Below are 18,328 nucleotides of genomic sequence, written 5' to 3'. Positions count from 1 at the left end.
AACCAGCTATTATTCAAACGTTTGTACTCCATCTGCCATTTAGTTTTCGTTCCAGCGGGAAATAAATTTTCCCTTAGGGTCATACCATTGTTGCTGCTTGTCTAAATCAAACTTTCTATGGCCTCGTGGGTCTGCACCGACACCCGCTAGGTATTGCCAGTTTCCCCAATTTGAAGACACGTCATAATCAATCAACATAGCTTCGAAGTAAGCAGCACCAAAACGCCAATCCAGTCCCAGTTCGTGAACGAAGCAACTCGCAACGAGTTGTCGACCTCGATTAGACATCATGCCTGTTTGATTAAGTTGTTTCATGCAGGCATCCACAACAGGGAACCCAGTATTGCCTTCGCACCAAGATCGATAAGGTTGTGTGTAGAAGGTTGTTAACGGCCTTTTATCTGTAATGCCCTTAAAAGCAAATAACTTACGGCCGTGCTTTAGAGCATATAGGCGAAAATACTCTCTCCACAGCAATTCAAAATAGATCCAGTAGGTTGAGTCATTACTCCCGTGTCGATGCTCATACTGCCTTAGCTGAGTCAATATTTGTCGCGGGGTGATGCATCCCCATGCCAACCAAAGTGAGAATGCTGTCGAATGGGTCCAATCGTCAAAGTGATTTCGTGTTTCTTTGTAGCTTAAAGCTCGAGGGGTATTGAAATAAGAAGCCAAATGCTCATGCCCTTCACTCTCCCCGCCTAGAAATTGAAATTCTATATTGGCGACATCTTCATCCCAAGCTGTTAATCCTTGGTCATTGAGGTCAAAACGGGCGATGGCATTTAGCGATGCTTCATTCAAAGGGAGAAGCACTGGTAAATCTTCCGCTTTTTTACGGAACGAAGTAAAGGTCTTGGGGAGTTCACTTAGGTCAAAAGGAAATTCATTGTATTCAAACAGCTGGTTATTGCATTTCGCGTGAATGTCCAAAGATGCATGCTTATTTCGCAAATACTCCTTGAGCTGACGTAACTCCCAGTCACTGCCGTCTGCAAAATATACGTCGGTGATCTCTGGGTTGAGTTCTAACAGCGTATTAAGAACAATACTACGCTTTCCTTGATAGCCAAGGAGAACTTGGCCCTGATCGCCTAGATTTACACGTAAGTTTTTGACTGACTGCACCTCAAAACTCAAGCTTGCTTGTCCTTGATTAACATGTGGCGAAAAGTGACGGTGAAAATTCGACACCTCCGGCTTAATGTATATAAACGCAATTTGTTCACATTCGCTGGTTGCGCGAGTTAATAAAGTGTTGTCATGCAATCTAAGATTGCGTGTGAAGCAAAAGATCCCTATACGTTTCAAAATACCTCTCCCCGTCCATAGATATCGCTACGACTTGGTTGGAGTAACGATCATAAATCCTTGGGCACATAAATTTAGTGGCAGAAATCCGTGATGCTTTTCGGTATGATTTCAACATAACTATAGGATAAGGCTAGACAAACAGATTATGAGCAAAGAAGAATTTGTAAAGGCTACGGAAAATCTAAAAAAAGCAGTGCCTCTCATGATGAAAAATAAAGTTGCTCCGACGCCAGCAAATTATGCTTTGTGGTACACCTATGTCGATGAGGTCAACCCAGAACTCAACGCCGAACTTAACACGATCCTAGACAATTACGGGGAATGCCCCCCTAGCCAGGTTAAGTCAATGTATAAACGTCATATCGCTCGACAAGCTGAAACAGATATTAACGAGCTTAGAGCCAGTGTAGAGTTGATGGTCAGTGAACTGAAATCCTCGATGACGGATACTCTCAAAGATACGAATGACTTTAGCGAAACCATTTCAAATTCGTTCTCTGAGTTAGAAAGAATCGACAAAGAAAACCTCTCTTTTGATGAGGTGATGTTGGTTGTTCGTGACTTAGTGAAAAACTCTCGTGAAATCCGTCACTCTACCTGCTTTTTGAATAATCAGCTCACATCGGCAAGTGATGAAATATCTCGATTAAAAGAGCAGCTTGCAAAAGTTCAACAAGACGCGCTATTTGACTGCTTATCAAACCTCTATAACCGACGCGCTTTCGATTCAGATATCAAAGCATTATGTGAAGGCAAACAACCCATGTCACTAGTCCTACTGGATATTGACCACTTCAAAAACTTTAATGATGAGTTTGGCCATCTGCTTGGTGATATGGTCATTAAAGCAATCGCAAAAAGGCTCAATACTGCCTGCCGTGATGGTATTAATGCCTATCGCTTCGGCGGTGAAGAGTTCGCATTGGTCATTCCAAACAAGTCTTTGCGTATTGCTCGCCAATTTGCTGAAAGTCTGCGTCGTTCAATAGAAAAGTTGGTTTTAAAAGACCGTCGTTCAGGAAATACGGTGAATAACATCACAGCTTCATTTGGTGTTAGTGAGTTTCAAGAAACCGACTCACCTGACTCTCTGATTGCCAGAGCTGATCGCTTACTCTACGAAGCCAAACAACTTGGCCGAAATCGTGTCATGCCTTTATAGGAGTCGACTTAAATGTTTGAAGAGTGGTATTCCACTAGCGCTCTGATTGCGATGGGCCTTATTTTTCTTGGCTCATTTGTTCAATCAGCGATTGGCTTCGGGTTAGCAATTGTTGCTGCTCCGCTTTTGTTTCAAGTCGATCCAATTTATGTTCCCGGTCCAATTTGTTTTGTGGCCCTTTTCATCTCTATTCTTAATGCGATGCAAAATCGGGCTAATATCGAAATCGGTGGCCTCAAAATGGCATTACTTGGCCGCATACCGGGCTCATTAGCCGGAGCTTGGTTACTACTTGTTGTCTCCGGTGAGCAATTATCCTTATTACTTGGTGTGATTGTGTTATTAGCCGTTGTTATTAGCCTGTTGCCATTCAGAATAGAACCTACACCACGACGCATGGGTATTGCCGGTTTCTTCTCTGGTTTTTTTGGCACAAGTAGCGCTATCGGTGGACCGCCTATGGCGCTACTACTACAACATCAAGACGCAGGAAAGTTACGTGGTAACTTATCTGCATTCTTTGTGTTCAGCTCTATCATCTCACTACTTATCTTAACCCCAACGGGTTACTTTGGTTGGTATCACCTGTACTTAACACTGCCGCTGCTGCCTGCGGCCTTGTTAGGTTATATTATCGCTAAGAAAACAACTCAATCGCTACCAAAAGAGAAAATCCGGATTGGCGCGTTGCTTCTTTGTGCCACGAGCGGGCTCACCGCCGTTTTACAAGCCGTTTTATAATGACAAGGAATAGACATGATTGATTTACGCTCTGACACAGTCACGCGCCCTACTGAAGAGATGCGACAAGCAATGGCACAAGCCCTTGTGGGAGACGACGTGTATGGTGATGACCCTACCGTAAATGACTTAGAAGAGTATGCAGCACAACGTCATGGTTTCGAGGCTGCCCTTTTCACCACATCAGGTACGCAGGCTAATTTGCTCGCTTTGATGTCACACTGTGAACGTGGTGATGAATACCTTTGCGGCCAGCAAGCACACAACTACAAGTACGAAGCGGGTGGTGCCGCGGTTCTAGGTTCCATTCAACCACAACCGATTGAGAATAACCCAGACGGCACTTTGTGTTTTGACAAGTTACGAATGGCCATTAAACCAGATGACTTTCATTTTGCTCGTACTAAACTACTAAGCCTTGAAAACACAATCAATGGCAAGGTTCTCCCAATTTCTTATATGTCAGAGGCTCGAAAGTTCTGCAATCAACATCAACTTTCACTGCATCTAGACGGCGCTCGAGTCTACAATGCAGCAACAGCACTCGATGTCGACATTCAAGAAATTTCAACACACTTCGATTCCATGACGATTTGCCTCTCGAAAGGACTGTGTGCCCCTGTAGGGTCTTTATTGCTTGGCTCAACGGCTTTGATTAACAAAGCAAAACGTATTCGAAAAATGCTCGGAGGTGGGATGCGTCAAGCTGGCATATTGGCTGCAGCAGGTAAGATAGCACTGACTGAGCAAATCAAACGCCTGCAAGTCGACCATGACAATGCGAAATACCTTGCCCAACAGCTTAATCAAATCGAAGGTTTCAGCGTTAACGAGCAGCATGTTCAGACTAATATCGTATTTGCTAAGGTAGACTCAAGCTTAGATATTGAGCAGCTCGTTGAGACATTAAAAACAAAAGATATTCTTCTATCAGCAAGTAACCCAATGCGTTTTGTCACTCACCAAGATGTGTCTCGAGAAGATATCGACATCATGATTAGAGAAATAAGTAACGCATAGCCGAATATGCAAACACACCAGTGTCAGCTGGTGTGTTTAAACTTATCTTTTTGGATAAAGTGGTCGATCTGCTTCGTTACGACATTGTTGTATATCAGCGCTGTATGGCTGAAATGAGTGACGATGTGGTCGGTCATCCCCTCAATGACGGTTTCTTCAACCGTAACGGTTCCATCAGAGGATTCCATTCCGCCCAATAACAATCGTCTTGCACCAATATCAAAATCCCCGGCAATACTGCCCAACTTTTGTGGGTGAAGCCACTGATTGTCGTTCATGGTGAGGCCGTGCTCAGGAGAATTGCCTAACAATGCCCCCATTCCCATCTCTTCTATGACTGAAACAATGGAAGCGCCCTGCAATGGTGAGCCTATGGTCACAACATGAGAGACCACATCCGTACTAGGCTGACGACTATCAAGGTAACGTTGTATCATCACGCCTCCCAGGCTATGACCAATCAGCACGTTGGTTTTGGACTCGTCTAGTGCTCGATCGATGCGCCTAAACAGTCTCTCAGGTTCAATAGCGAGAGAATTATATGTGATAAGGTGAGTGGTGTAGCCAATCTTCTCCATGTTCATAGCGAGCGGCTGCATAGCAATGCCGTGCATGTACAACCCATGAAGAATAACCAAGTTCATACTTACCTCCTGATTATATTGAACTGTGTTCAATATATCGCTTTTACGTCAGCAAAATAAGTAGATACGTGAAAAACTTTCATATCATTCGACATAACTATGTTACGACGTCACTATTACGCCCCTGTTCGACGAGCGATTCTGTATCAAATCATTCAAATTCTCACACTGAAGGATATCATCTAAGGGGCGTGGGCGACTAAAGAAGTAACCCTGCACATAGTCGACGTCTAAGCTCTGCACGGTTTTCAGTTCACTCAGCGTTTCTACACCTTCAACCACGACCTTCACATCCAGCTCATGTGCTAACTCAGTAAGCATTTTCACCGCGAGAAATTTATGGCGAACTGAATCGATATTCGAGATAAAACTCTTGTCAATTTTGATGCAATCAAACTTCAAGTTATTGAAATATTGGAACGAAGAGTTACCAGAGCCGAAATCATCGACGGCAATATCAATGCCATTCTTACGTGCCTTCACGACTTCTTTCGAGTCCATCAAGCTATTGTCAAAATAGGCCGACTCAGTAATTTCAACGGTCACCGAGGATTGTTCAGGTTTAAATTTCTGAATGACGCTACAGAGCTCATCAAAGACCTTTAACTTCTCATCAGCGTCAACAAGCGAGCAGTTTAGCGAGATATTTTGGTTCCCTGCGAACTTAGACTGGATTTTGGCAAACCCTCTGAGCGCCTTCTCTGCAACAATTTTATCTAACACATGAACCACACCAAGTTTTTCCGCGGTATCAATCAGGTTTTGTACAGAGAAGAGCTTAGCAACATCTCCAAAACGACACAAAGCCTCAAAGCGGTGAATCTCCCCTGATTTGAGGTCAATAATTGGCTGAAAAGCAACGTCAATATTTCGTAAGCGAATCGCTTCAAGCACGATAGACACTTGCTTTTGTTCACGAGTTGCATCTTCTATAAGCTGAGGATTAAAGAATGCGTACGGTCCCTTTCTACGATCATGGAGTTGCATTGTTTGTATCGTTCTTTCAATAACTTGCTCACTCGTACTACCGTCGATACCGAGAATATCTATACCCCACAAACCATTGATAATGTCTCGATAAATTAGATCATGAACGTGATTTTTAAGCTCTTTTCTCAATTTTCTCAACAACTTGGTAATAGCATGAGAATCTTTAAAATTCTGCGGGCAAAGTTTGGAAACAATGCAATAAACGCCCTCATCGACTTTTGCCATAACAAGTGGGAGTGAGAGTTGTTTTAAGGCGAGAGCAAGTCGTCTGTTTGCCTCTTCTTTGACCGACTTGTGGAAATCAGGTTTTATACAGGTAATAAGTAGCACTTGGTCTTTGCAGGACATACCGTTTATGGCTTCCGCTAAGGCTTTACGGTCAGGTAGATCAAGACTCGACTTCCAGTGGGTATTGGTACCCTCATTGAGATCGAGTTGGAGCCCAGTCACCTCAGAAACGCGTATGAGGTAAACGACATTCTCAGTACACCAATAAAGCTTCTTAACGTCGATTTCATGGGTGACTCGATCACCATTGCGCTTTTCAAACTCAATCACTCCCCCCCAACTGTCTAGCCCTCTATTTTCATCCTTAAGTGTACGCAGAGCTACTTGGGTTGAAGAACTCGAGCTTAACGCAGAAAGATCTCTCCCTACGATATCTTCCTCCCTTACGTCAAAGAGATTGAGAAGCTGTTGATTAACGCAAAGTATATTCAAATCAACGTCTGCTACGACAACACCTTTACGCTGATCTTTTAGAAAGCTCATGAGAATCCATTCAGAATCGACCTGGCGCGGAATGATAGACTGGATTTTCAGTCTGCCACAAACTGATTGGGGTGAGGACGAAGTGAGCTCCACATGAATTATCGCCTTTCTCTCAGTGTCCAAATTGTAAATCAAGGTTGCTTTCGAAGGATGATCATCTTGGTATACAGAAAGCAATTGCTTGAGTCTTAAACGTCCACGTTTTGAAATTCGCTTAAATATCTGCTTGATCGGGCGGCTTTCCGGGAATTTTACATCTCTGTTTTGAGGATGATACGAGAACATCAATGTTGGCCTATCCAGATGCCAATCAAATGTTTCCCCAATCGAAGAGCTGATTAATTCATCCATATTAAGCCCCTATAAAATCCCTTGCATACATCACTATAAAAATAATAGGACACATTTATTTCAAAACAAGGATAAGTCTTTGAAATTTAGAAGCCTGTTTTCAAAACTGATTCCGTATTTTTACTTCTGATCAGTAAAAACTTTGCGTATGTTTTTGCGACTGTATTCTCTCTCCACTGGCTCACTATACGAGTCGCAGCACAATAGTAGTCTGGGTTCTTTAGTAACGTTTCTATTAAGTCATTCATTTCATAGAATCGAACAGACTGATTTTGAGTGAGCTCGTCCGGCGCTAAATCAAGCAGTGGCTTTAAACCAAACTCAAGCCATGCACGCAGTACCTCAATCATTTCTAATTCCGCTTCGGGAACATCATCTGTTGTTAACTCACCGTCCTTTGGTGGCAGCTTACTATATTGGAGTGAGTGTCTCGAATTAACGTATCTGTACATAGCCATCATTCCTGAATCCCGATATAGGTAAACTAGGATCGTATAGTGACAAAACAAGCCAATCGTGATCAGTTTAACAATGAGCTGACAATTTTTAGCGTCACGCAAAGTTTAACTTTGAATTTATCCGTTTTGTCCTATCTTACAAATAACTGAAGATAAGAAGGATCAAATCATGATAGATATTGCCCAACTTGAAGAGATGTTCGAAGGAGATAAGGAGCTCATTCAAGCCCTGTTTATGGCATATTTAGATGACAATTCGCAAGCCGAATCAAAAGTTCAAGAGAACGTCACTAACAAAAATTTTGAACAGCTATTTTTTATCTCTCATACTTTATATGGAACGTTGTTTAACTTGTGTGAGTTCGATATCACACCCAACTTAAAACAGTTGGAAGAGGCAGCCAGGGACGGGGAACTCTCGAGTACCGAAGATTTAACAAAAGTTCTTACCGAACTACCCAAAATAGAGCAACAGATGCAGGCTTACATAAGTTAGTCAACGAACTATGTACCGACATAGTCCATTTGTATTGCTGAGAATGGACAGCTTTGCTTACAACGCCCACAACCATCACATATACTGTTGTCTACTTTAGGCAATTCGTAATCAGTGATGGTTATAGCGTTAGTTTGACACGCTTCCTTGCACAAATAGCAATCGCCAAAGATTGCATTTTGGCAGCTCATGCTAAAAACAGGTCTCATTGCTAAATCACTGATGGAGCCGTGAAGTGCTCCTGTCGGACATACCTGATTACACCCTCCACATTGACTGCAGTAACCGTAATCTAAATTCAGTTGGGCTTTGCCTTCAACAACCTCAATAACTTGTTCGGGGCAGCTCGTTGCACAAGTACCGCAACCGTCGCAGATCTGCAGAAACAAGGTCTCGTCGAGGGCTTTAGGCGGACGCGCAACAACGCGTTCCACACGCTCTAGCTCACCAACCCCCAGCACATAGGTGCTTTTTTCGGACTCCTTTAGACTTCGCCTTGCACCACCTGTAAGCGCACGAAACAGCCCACGGCGACTGACCGTATTCTGCTCCATGTAGGCTTTGTAGTAGCGTGAATCTCTGTCTGTCATTAGCGATATAGTTTTAGAGGTTTAGGTTCAATCGATAGCACTTCTTGCACGGCTTCACACCACTGCCCGGCTAAGTCAGCCAGCTCTTTATAACTTTTGGACAACGCATGCTCTTGCACAAGCTCCAAGTAACGATAGCACCATGGTAGCAAATGGTCAGAAAACAGATTCTTGACAACCTCTAGCTCTGCTTTTTGTTCTAGAAATTGACTGACAGCGAACAACATCAAGCCGAACTGATCCTCAGGCTCACGCATACCCGTATCCAACTCAATACCATGTTCACGCAAAAACTGACGATAGGCTACAGTGCTATCACCGAAGATCACTTCTTCGCGGTCCAAATACACTGAGCCCCAAGGCGGAGCGACCATGATTTCACCGCCTTCAAAAAGCAGGAAGAAATCTTGGTTCAAGGTATCTTTCAACTCGCTATTGACGGTTTGACACCAGTCTGAAAATGCACTTTCTTGCTCAGTAGAATCAGCGGCCATCGCTTTAATCAGTGATTGGTTATTCTCATCAGTCAGAGGAAAGTAAAATAGCGAGCCAAGGACTTTTGCCATGGTTTGCAAACTATCTAAATCAATACCGTTTTGTTCTGTCATTCTGTTTATTCTTGTTAAGTGATACCCAAATAACTTTATACCTAAAGTTTAAGTTACTCTATTTTGATAGGTGTTTTACAGAGAAAAGTAATTTGGGTAGTACTCAAAAAGGGGGCAAAATAGCCTGCCCCCATTCGATTAAACTTACATGCCCGCCGTCATGTGCAGTCCAAAGAACACACTGCGACCAACCAGTTCTGCTGCCATTACGAGAACAACGCCTGCTACCGCAAGTGGTAGCGTGTTTTTGCGAATAGACAATAACCATACCGCTACACCAATGAAAATCATAGCGAAGCGTGCGTTTTGAATACTCGCCATATTTGGTACAAGTTCATTCGCCGACACAATGGCAGATTGAATCGTATTCAAGTCACCCACCATACCCATCGTCGCGATAACGACAGCGATAACAGCGAATACACCGCCAAAGATGGCCCATCCGTTAAACTTAGGACATTCGAAGCCAGCACCAGCCGCAAGAAGTTGCGCTAACATCACGCCACAAAGTACTACAGTTAATGCAAAATTAACGCTAGTAAACGGAGTATCCCAAGTGGGAACCGTGTTGATTAGGTAAACATTCGTCATTGCATACATAAACACAACACCAATGAACATCGTAGCGACCATCATCAATTTACGAAGCCCCACTGAGCCCTTATCGAGCAGCTCTGCCAGCCAGTAAAGACCACCAAGTCCGAAGAACATTGAGCCAAATAGAATTTCTCTTGATAACCAAGATTCCCCCACCTGGTTTAGCGCGTTGATCGCTCGCATCGGACTGCCTAAGTGCGCAGTAGATGCCATAAAACCAAGAGCCATCAAAGCCCACACGAAGAACAAGTTGCGATTGAGTTTTGCCTTTGTCTCTCCTCTGAGGTCAACCAAAAGGTTTAGAAGACCTACAACAATAAACGCACCGACTGCGGTCTGAGCAAATACTGTGAAGAAAATCAGTGGCCATTCATGCCATCCCATCTTAAACCTCCTTAGGGTTTGCTAGGTGACCCGTCTGATCATCCGTAGGACGTGCATGACGGTTTGGTTTAATGACAATGTTGGGCTTCGTCAGAGACGAAGAAGGTAAAGGAGCAACATCTGCATTGGTGCCATATTTCGCACGTAGCTCGTTGATTGGGCCAAATTCAAGTGCACGAAGAGGACAAGAGCCGACACAGATAGGCTCAAAGCCCTCGGCAACACGCTCGAAGCAACCGTCACACTTGGTCATGTGACCTTTTTCTTTGCTGTATTGTGGCGCGCCATACGGACACGCATTGGCGCAGTGCTTACAACCAATACACACCTTTTCGTCAACGATAACGAAACCATCTTCGCGTTTATGCATCGCGCCAGATGGACACACTTTGGCACACGCTGGCTCATCACAGTGATTACAGGCGATTGACGTGTAGTATGCGAACACATCTTGACGATAAGTGCCGTTCTCTTCTACCCAGTTCCCACCTGCGTATTCATACACTCGACGGTAACTACGGTCGACACCTAAGTCTTTAAAGTCTTTACAAGCAAGTTGACACGTTTTACAACCCGTACATTTGCTTGAGTCAATATAAAAACCGTATTGTTTCATCATTCAGTCCTTACGCCTTAGTTGCTAGCTGAACTTCAACTAGGTTTGTATGTTGCGGGTTACCTTTCGCCAATGGGCTCGGCTTTTGTGATGTCAGCACGTTAATAGAGCCATTGTGGTCCACTTTGTTACCATCTGGCGCGTACCATGCTCCCTCACCCAACGCGACAACACCAGGCATCATACGCGGTGTGACTTTGGCGTTGATTCTAACCTCACCGCGATCATTAAAGATACGGATACGGTCACCGTTCTTAATGCCACGACGCTGAGCATCAACGGGGTTAATCCACATTTCTTGTTGTGCGGCTTGCTTCAAAACATCAACGTTGCCATAGGTCGAGTGACAGCGTGCTTTAAAGTGGAAACCTGTTAGCTGCAGTGGGTATTGACCACGTTTAGGTGAGTCCCATCCCTCTGAAGTGCTCACGTAAATAGGCAGCGGGTGAATCACGTCACCTTCTGGTAGCTCCCACTCCGCAGCAATATTGGCTAGTGCTTCCGAGTAGATTTCAACCTTGCCTGAAGGTGTATTCAATGGATTCGCTTCTGGGTTTTCACGGAACGCCTGATAAGCAACGAAGTGTCCGTTAGGATCGCTGCGTTTGACAATGCCCTGCTGACGGACAGTTTCGAAATCTGGCAGGCTTGCGTCTAATTTGAGTGTTTCAGCGTAAAGGTGGCGAAGCCAACCTTCTTGGTCACGTCCTTCAGTGAATTCTTGACCAACACCTAGGCGCTCTGCCAAGTCCGAACAAATTTGATAGATACCACGAGCCTCAAATTGCGGCTCAATCGCTTTATCCGCAAAGATAAAGTAAGGCATGTTTGCCGCTTTACCATCCATACAGAAGTCCGCCTGCTCTGAGGTGGTCAAGTCTGGGAGGATAATATCTGCGTACTTCGCTGAAGACGTCATGTGGTTATCAATGACGACAATCATTTCACAGGCATTTTCATCTTGCAGGATATCGTGAGTGCGGTTGATATCTGAGTGCTGGTTGATCAGGCAGTTGCCTGCATAGTTCCAGATAAACTTGATTGGCACATCTAGCTTGTCTTTACCACGAATACCATCACGTGTTGCTGTCATCTCCGGTCCGCGAACAATCGCATCAGTCCACAAGAACATTGAAATCGACGTTTTAATAGGGTTCTCTAACGTCGGGAAGCGAACAAATGGAATGTTATAATCAGATTCACGTGCACCAGAGCCGCCACCGTGAATACCTAAGTTACCCGTCAGCAACGCAAGCATCGCAATAGCGCGAGAGGCGATTTCACCATTTTGTGTACGCTGTAGACCCCAGCCTTGGTAAATAGCACAAGGCTTGGTAGATCCGATCTCACGAGCAAGCTTGATAATAATATCTTCAGGAATACCCGTAATCGGCGCTGCCCACGCTGGGGTTTTCTCAACGCCATCTTCACCCAAACCTAGGATGTAAGACTTATAGTCACTGTTCTTTGGTGCTGAAGCAGGTAGCGTTTTCTCATCATAACCGACACAGTATTTGTCCAAGAATGGCTGGTCCACCAAGTCTTCTTTGATCATGACATGAGCCATCGCAGCAACTAGCGCAGCATCGGTACCTGGCTTAATTGGCACCCACTGATCTTCACGACCGGCTGCCGTATCGTTGTAACGCGGATCGATCATGATCATTTTCGCGTTAGATTTCTCTTTGCTCTCAATCAAATGGTGAATCAAGCCACCGCCCGACATACGAGTCTCTGCAGGGTTGTTACCAAATTGAACGATCAGTTTGCTATTTTCGGTATCAGAGAAAGAGTTACCATTAGCCCACCCCCCATAGGTATAGCTAAGGCCTTTCGCGATTTGAGCGGTTGAATAGTCACCATAGTGATTCAAATAGCCGCCAGTCAGGTTCATAAGTCGAGCAATCAATGAACTTCCTGGTGGCCACGACTTCGTCACTGTGCCACCCAGCGTACCTGTCCCGTAATTCAGGTAGATTGCTTCATTACCATATTCTTTTTTAATGGACTGAATGCTATTAGCGATTTCGGTATACGCTTCATCCCAAGAGATACGTTTAAACTTACCTTCGCCTCTCTTACCGACCCGTTTCATTGGGTATTTCAGGCGGTCAGGGTTGTAAACACGGCGGCGCATCGAGCGGCCACGAAGACAAGCACGAACTTGTACATCTTTCGCTGCGTAATCATCATTGCCCGTATTATCGGCATCTACCCATTTGATCTCACCGTCAGCGACATGCATGCGTAAAGGACAACGACTACCGCAGTTTACCGTACAAGCACTCCAGACCACCTTCTCTTCGGAAGCAGGTTTAGTTTCACTGTTGGCTTGAGCAGATTTAAAAGGCAGAGAGATGGCACTGGTTGCTGCTGCAACACCACCCAGAGCCGAAGACGTTTTGATGAATCCGCGTCGGGTCAACGACGGACTCAGTATTTGCTTCAGTGTTTTTTTCATATTGAATTGCTCGATTATTGTTATGAGTCTTTCATGTGCCATAGTAGCCATGAATACGTAACCAAATCTTGACGCAAATCAACCATTACTCTTTAGTGGTGCACACTTTTTAACATTCTGAAATTAAATGATATTTATTTTCAATAATGTCACTCACCGTGCGCTGAACATTATGTTCGATTCAGATCTAAATACTCTAACGGTGTCACACCTCTTTGCTTTTTGAACATACGATTAAAGCTTCCAACATTGGTATAGCCAATAGACTGAGCGACGATTTTAGGTGACTTGCCTTTGGTTAATTGCTCAGCAGCATAATTGCCTAAAACGTAGTTAAATAGGACGGTGAAGCTAGCCCCTTCGGCATTAAGTTTGCGCTGTAACTGCTGACTCGATAGACCCATAAAACCAGCGACACGCTCTACTGTTGGCAAACCGTAATAGCGGCAATATTTTATCATCTCTGATACATTCTTTAGAAACTCATCAGGATTTGGCATGTCTAGTAAACTGTCTAACTCACTGTAAGTCATTGCAAGATTGTGGGTTTTTCGAGTATCTAACTGTTTACTGTGCAAGCGATCTTCATTACTCAACCATACTTCGGTTCTATGGTGATTCCATACGACTTCGCACCCAAAAAAAGAATCGTAGACTTTTTGGTTTGAGCGAAAGCCGCAGAGCAAAACTCTGACAGGTGTGTAATTTTCACCAAGGTAATCACGCAATAACTTGACCATAAATATGGCGAAACGCACACTGTCATGTACACGTATATTCACGGGCAATCCCTTTACATCATAAGTCCATTTAATGATGTTGCCTATTTGTGAACCCTGCACCGTCGCACCAGAATGGAGGCAAAACACACCACCGTTAAATCGTCTAACGCAACTGGTGACATCCGGCGCAGATAAAATCCAACGACTGATCATTTTGGTATGATCTAACGGTGAACCTGCCATACTGTTAAGGACATAATCGCCATCACCACTGTGTTTCTCCAGTTCACTATATAAAACCGCGACTTGGGAGGTTGGAATAAGCGCCATCGAATTTTCAAATACCGCTTTAGGCACTGAAATACTGTCTGGGTCTACTCCATATTTGTTGAGACAGTTTAAGTAGAGGTTCTCCATAACAAAAACTCGAATAAATCGCGTTACCGACATTACACATTCCATCAATATCCCATTATTTATGAAGTAATCTGTCATAGTTTAAACCCCATAACAATCTATTTTGCAGAATCCAACGCCTAATATCAGGGGAATATCTATGAGTTTACTATCCACTCCTTTTGTTGGTACTGGTGCCGACACTGCACTCCATTTCGTCGCTTTCGTCGTTTTGGTTAGTTCTATAGGGGCTGCTATTTATGGCTTTTGGCGTATTCATGAGTTGCCAATCAATAAGGCACATAATCGTCAGCATAATCAAGTTGGTTTAATTACCATTCTCACCTGGATCGGTTTTATTTGGCATTGGGTTTGGGTACTCGCGGTTATTCTTGCATTTGTCGATGTTGAAAAAGCCATCATCTCACTTCGCGATACCTGGCACAGCCCAACAAAACCTAAAGACCAAGAGGAGTCAGCATCATGTTAGAGGGCTTAGCGGTATGGGCACTTTTCATTTATCTACTCCGATTAGTGGGTATGCCTTGGAACAAGTTCACCAAAGGTTTTGCTTATCTTGGCGGGACTGGATGGCTGATGTTCGTTTGGGTTGGCTTGATTAACTATACGCCGATGGATTTGTCCGGAGGCTCTTTAGTTCAATCTCCTCATATTCAGTTAAGACCGGACTCGCTCAATGTAAAGGGTAAGGTCACTGCGATTCATATTGAGCCCAACCAACAGATAGAAAAAGGCCAGCTCATTTACGAAATTGACGATACGCAATACAAAATCGCGGTCAAACAAGCGCACGGTCAGGTTCAGGCTTCACAAATCGCATGGGCACTGGCAAAGGAAGATGTCGATATTTCAAAAGCCAACCACCGTGCGCTACTGCAAAATATGAGTACCACTCAAAGTCAGTTAAATAGCGCAAAGGTCGACTTAGAGCTTCAAACTAGTATGCTCAATCGCTATTTAGAACAGAACAGTGTGGTTAAAAACACGATTACAGAGAGTGACATTGATAAACAAAGAAGCCTGGTCGATGTAGCAAGCCACAATGTGACTGCTATGCAAAGTCAGCTAGATACTCTGAAAATAGAAGCAGATAAAGCACTGTTAAGTATTGACAAATCCAAGCTGACCGTCTCTTCTCGTAAAGCAGAACTGTTAAAAAGCGAGCAGCAACTAGAGCAAGCTGAATGGGAACTCAGCAGCACCAAAGTCTATGCACCGGCAGACGGTTTTGTGACTAACTTTATTCTACGTGAAGGTCAGCGCGTTTCGACCATGCCGCGCCTGCAAATGTACACCGATGAGAAATATGTGTTAATGCGCGTCAATCATCAGGCAATCCGCAATATTAAACCTGGCAATACAGCAGAGTTTGCTTCTTCTGTATACCCTGGTCATATATTTTCTGCCGAGGTAGAGGGTGTGGTTGAAGCGACGGGTGAGTCACAGAGTAACCTGTTAGGTTGGGATGCGAAAGTAAGCAGCACTACCGGCCAAAACGTGAATAACAAGCATCACTTTGTGCGCCTAAAAATCGAAGAAACAGAGGGGTATGATATTCCCGTGGGTTCAGTAGGCTTGGCTTGGGTGAGCGGTGACAAGCCAATTGGCTTCCTCAACTTCCTAGATGTGATCAGGGGTATCATTGTTCGAATGAAGTCGCAGCTCTACTACTTCTATTCGGTGTAATTCTGCTGGGTGTCCGGTCATTCATGATGTCAGACACCCTCTCAAAATGGGCAGTTACAGACTTAACTTCGGCTGTATATAATCTATAAACGCGGCGATTCGCTTCGCTAGATGTGATTGCTTATAGAACACTGCATTCACTAATTCCCTACCCGTGTCTGTTCGCTTGTTTTCTTCAAAAAGTGCAACAAGACGCCCGTTCTCAATATCGCTTTTAACCATAAACCCAGACAAACAAGCCAAACCATTACCATCGAGTGCCAATTGTCGAACGGTTTCGCCATTACTCGCAGTGAAAGTTGGCGTAATCATAACCCCATTGTCGATTGGCCAGTGATTAAGTACTTTCACGCCGGAAAATCCCAGCAAATCATGTTGAGTAAGTTCCTCGGCTGCTGATGGCACACCTCGTTCAGCGAGATAACTCGGTGAAGCAACAACATAAAGATCACTCTTTCCTAAAGCTTTCGCGTGCAGCGTAGAATCAGTCAATTTTCCGATACGAATTGCAATATCGGTTTTCTTCTCAAGAAGGTCAACGAAACCTTCGTTAGAAGTTAACTCGAGTTCGATATCAGGAAACTGTTGTTTAAAACCCTTAATCAGTGGAACGAGTTGATGAAAGATGAAGGGACTCGCTGCATCCACTCTGAGTTTGCCGCTCGGTCGCTCTCCTCTCTCCATAACGTCATCTTCTGCTCCGTTCAGGATAGCAATCCCTTCGCGAACTTGATCGACAAACTGTTTACCTTCTTCTGTCAGCTCCACTCGTCTTGTGGTTCTGTTGAGAATAGTAATGCCTAACTGACTTTCTACCCGTGTTACCGAACGCGATACTTTCGCCACTTGTATCTCCAACTGTTCAGCAGCAGCAGAGAATCCGTGACTATCTACGACAGCCAACAATATTTCGAGATCATCAGAACGTGTAATCATGGTGAACACTCAAACGTTTAATTTATGCAATTTTAGCAAAAGTAATTTGTAAAACTCACTGTTTTTGTAAAAATAAAATCTCTGCATAATGCGCCCCAACGAAACACACAACACAACGGGATAACATTATGCCTTTAGCACTATTTGCTTTAACGCTAAGCGCGTTTGCCATCGGCACCACCGAATTTGTCATCGTTGGTCTCATTCCAACAATGGCGGCAGATTTAAACGTATCACTGCCTTCTGCAGGTCTACTAGTGAGTCTGTATGCACTGGGTGTTGCAATTGGCGCTCCAGTTCTGACCGCTTTGACGGGTAAGTGGCCGAGAAAGACAGTATTACTTACAGTCATGTCACTGTTCGTGATTGGTAACGTACTCGCATGGCAAGCACCTAACTACACCACCCTTATTACTGCACGTATTTTAACGGGCCTTGCTCATGGTGTTTTCTTCTCAATCGGCTCAACGATTGCGACTGGTCTAGTATCTAAAGATAAAGCCGCCAGTGCGATTGCCATTATGTTCACTGGGTTGACAGTAGCACTCGTTACAGGTGTTCCATTAGGAACATATATCGGTCAAACGTTCGGCTGGCAATCGACATTCTTAGTGGTTGCTGTACTGGGTTTAATTGCTTTGATTGGCAGTGCGCTATTAGTACCAAATAACTTAAAACAGCCACCAGCGGCGAAGCTATCAGCCCAGCTTAAAGTTTTGACTCAGCCAAGATTGCTCCTTGTTTATGCAATTACAGCGCTTGGTTACGGCGGTACATTTACAGCATTTACTTATCTCGCACCGATTTTGGAAGAAGTTTCAGGCTTTGAATCAAGTGCTATTGGCTTAATTATGCTGGTGTATGGTGTATCAGTTGCGATTGGAAACATTTGGGGTGGCAAACTGGCTGACAAAGCTGGTCCAATCAAAGCTCTAACCATTATCTTTGCGTTCCTTGCTTTGATTCTGTTCATCTTTACTTTCACTGCTGGTCACAAAGTAACAGCGGTAATGACAATACTTATCTGGGGTGCCTTTGCCTTCGGTAACGTACCTGGTCTGCAAGTCTACGTTGTAAAACTCGCAGAAAAGTATACCCCTGATGCTGTCGACGTGGCATCTGGACTAAACATCGCTGCATTTAACGTAGGTATCGCGTTAGGATCATGGGGTGGCGGTATCATTGTTGCCGAGTCTGACCTAATGAACACACCTTGGGTGGGTGGAGCAATTGTTATCAGTGCGCTGCTATTAACTCGTTTGAGTGGGGCACTTGATAAAAAAGAAGCGAAACAACTCAATGTCGCTTAACTAACAAAACTAAGTGGGGCTTTCGCCCCACTTTTTTATTATCCCAAAGTGTTC

General features: G+C 44.2%; 18 protein-coding genes. 7 read left to right on the top strand and 11 right to left on the bottom strand.

Going from position 1 to position 18,328, the window contains the following annotated elements; translation table 11 throughout:
* Nucleotides 1-39 precede the first annotated feature (39 nt).
* Nucleotides 40-1,311 (bottom strand): DASH family cryptochrome, encoded by a 1,272-nt coding sequence (locus GT360_RS16725; RefSeq protein WP_164650101.1) that lies wholly within the window; start codon nt 1,309-1,311, stop codon nt 40-42.
* Between the two features lie 148 nt (nt 1,312-1,459).
* On the opposite strand from GT360_RS16725, the gene GT360_RS16720 reads away from it, so the two are divergent.
* The 3 genes from GT360_RS16720 to ltaE are packed head-to-tail and all read left to right on the top strand — an operon-like array spanning nt 1,460 to nt 4,237.
* Entirely contained in the window at nt 1,460-2,476 is a 1,017-nt protein-coding gene (locus GT360_RS16720) for a GGDEF domain-containing protein (RefSeq protein WP_164650100.1), read from the top strand.
* A 12-nt stretch (nt 2,477-2,488) separates the two neighbouring features.
* The gene (locus GT360_RS16715) at nt 2,489-3,217 is read left to right on the top strand and encodes a sulfite exporter TauE/SafE family protein (RefSeq protein ID WP_164650099.1); all 729 of its coding nucleotides are present in this window, start codon (nt 2,489-2,491) and stop codon (nt 3,215-3,217) included.
* Between the two features lie 18 nt (nt 3,218-3,235).
* Nucleotides 3,236-4,237, top strand: a complete 1,002-nt coding sequence (gene ltaE / locus GT360_RS16710; RefSeq protein ID WP_204274606.1) for a low-specificity L-threonine aldolase — start codon at nt 3,236-3,238, stop codon at nt 4,235-4,237.
* Nucleotides 4,238-4,260: 23 nt separating this feature from the next.
* Here the strand turns inward: ltaE and GT360_RS16705 are convergent, their stop codons facing one another.
* The 3 genes from GT360_RS16705 to GT360_RS16695 all read right to left on the bottom strand — a co-directional run bounded on the left by GT360_RS16705 (nt 4,261) and on the right by GT360_RS16695 (nt 7,445).
* Nucleotides 4,261-4,881, bottom strand: a complete 621-nt coding sequence (locus GT360_RS16705; RefSeq protein ID WP_164650097.1) for an esterase/lipase family protein — start codon at nt 4,879-4,881, stop codon at nt 4,261-4,263.
* 102 nt (nt 4,882-4,983) lie between these two features.
* Nucleotides 4,984-6,642 carry a sensor domain-containing phosphodiesterase gene (locus tag GT360_RS16700; protein WP_164650096.1) on the bottom strand — a complete coding sequence of 553 codons (1,659 nt, stop codon included), beginning with the start codon at nt 6,640-6,642 and terminating at the stop codon, nt 4,984-4,986.
* Between the two features lie 437 nt (nt 6,643-7,079).
* Nucleotides 7,080-7,445, bottom strand: a complete 366-nt coding sequence (locus tag GT360_RS16695) for a hypothetical protein (protein ID WP_164650095.1) — start codon at nt 7,443-7,445, stop codon at nt 7,080-7,082.
* Between the two features lie 175 nt (nt 7,446-7,620).
* Between GT360_RS16695 and GT360_RS16690 the strand changes: the two genes are divergently transcribed.
* Complete coding sequence (locus GT360_RS16690) at nt 7,621-7,947, top strand: Hpt domain-containing protein (protein ID WP_164650094.1); 327 nt, start codon at nt 7,621-7,623, stop codon at nt 7,945-7,947.
* Between the two features lie 8 nt (nt 7,948-7,955).
* On the opposite strand, the gene GT360_RS16685 is transcribed toward GT360_RS16690, so the two are convergent.
* From GT360_RS16685 to GT360_RS16660, 6 genes are all read right to left on the bottom strand, one after another.
* The gene (locus tag GT360_RS16685; protein ID WP_164651138.1) at nt 7,956-8,537 is read right to left on the bottom strand and encodes a ferredoxin-type protein NapF; all 582 of its coding nucleotides are present in this window, start codon (nt 8,535-8,537) and stop codon (nt 7,956-7,958) included.
* The gene (locus GT360_RS16680) at nt 8,537-9,145 is read right to left on the bottom strand and encodes a molecular chaperone TorD family protein (RefSeq protein WP_164650093.1); all 609 of its coding nucleotides are present in this window, start codon (nt 9,143-9,145) and stop codon (nt 8,537-8,539) included. The genes GT360_RS16685 and GT360_RS16680 overlap by 1 nt, the downstream gene beginning before the upstream one ends.
* A gap of 144 nt (nt 9,146-9,289) precedes the next feature.
* Nucleotides 9,290-10,126 carry a DmsC/YnfH family molybdoenzyme membrane anchor subunit gene (locus GT360_RS16675; RefSeq protein ID WP_164650092.1) on the bottom strand — a complete coding sequence of 279 codons (837 nt, stop codon included), beginning with the start codon at nt 10,124-10,126 and terminating at the stop codon, nt 9,290-9,292.
* 1 nt (nt 10,127) lies between these two features.
* A complete protein-coding gene (locus GT360_RS16670) occupies nt 10,128-10,742 on the bottom strand; it encodes a DMSO/selenate family reductase complex B subunit (protein ID WP_204274604.1) in 615 nt (204 codons plus the stop codon).
* 10 nt (nt 10,743-10,752) lie between these two features.
* A complete protein-coding gene (locus GT360_RS16665) occupies nt 10,753-13,203 on the bottom strand; it encodes a DmsA/YnfE/YnfF family dimethyl sulfoxide reductase (RefSeq protein ID WP_164650090.1) in 2,451 nt (816 codons plus the stop codon).
* Between the two features lie 170 nt (nt 13,204-13,373).
* Entirely contained in the window at nt 13,374-14,375 is a 1,002-nt protein-coding gene (locus GT360_RS16660) for an AraC family transcriptional regulator (RefSeq protein ID WP_164650089.1), read from the bottom strand.
* Nucleotides 14,376-14,481: 106 nt separating this feature from the next.
* Here GT360_RS16660 and GT360_RS16655 point away from each other — a divergent pair, with 106 nt between their 5' ends.
* Both GT360_RS16655 and GT360_RS16650 read left to right on the top strand, forming a co-directional pair.
* A complete protein-coding gene (locus GT360_RS16655) occupies nt 14,482-14,811 on the top strand; it encodes an MFS transporter (RefSeq protein ID WP_164650088.1) in 330 nt (109 codons plus the stop codon).
* Complete coding sequence (locus GT360_RS16650; RefSeq protein ID WP_164650087.1) at nt 14,805-16,028, top strand: HlyD family secretion protein; 1,224 nt, start codon at nt 14,805-14,807, stop codon at nt 16,026-16,028. Before GT360_RS16655 ends, GT360_RS16650 begins: the two co-directional genes overlap by 7 nt.
* Nucleotides 16,029-16,082: 54 nt before the next feature.
* Here the strand turns inward: GT360_RS16650 and GT360_RS16645 are convergent, their stop codons facing one another.
* Nucleotides 16,083-16,964 (bottom strand): LysR family transcriptional regulator, encoded by an 882-nt coding sequence (locus tag GT360_RS16645; protein WP_164650086.1) that lies wholly within the window; start codon nt 16,962-16,964, stop codon nt 16,083-16,085.
* Between the two features lie 128 nt (nt 16,965-17,092).
* On the opposite strand from GT360_RS16645, the gene GT360_RS16640 reads away from it, so the two are divergent.
* Nucleotides 17,093-18,274 carry an MFS transporter gene (locus tag GT360_RS16640; protein WP_164650085.1) on the top strand — a complete coding sequence of 394 codons (1,182 nt, stop codon included), beginning with the start codon at nt 17,093-17,095 and terminating at the stop codon, nt 18,272-18,274.
* Nucleotides 18,275-18,328 lie beyond the last annotated feature (54 nt).

The organism is Vibrio astriarenae (assembly GCF_010587385.1).
Lineage (GTDB): Bacteria > Pseudomonadota > Gammaproteobacteria > Enterobacterales > Vibrionaceae > Vibrio > Vibrio astriarenae.
This window is presented reverse-complemented; position numbering and strand designations above follow the sequence as displayed.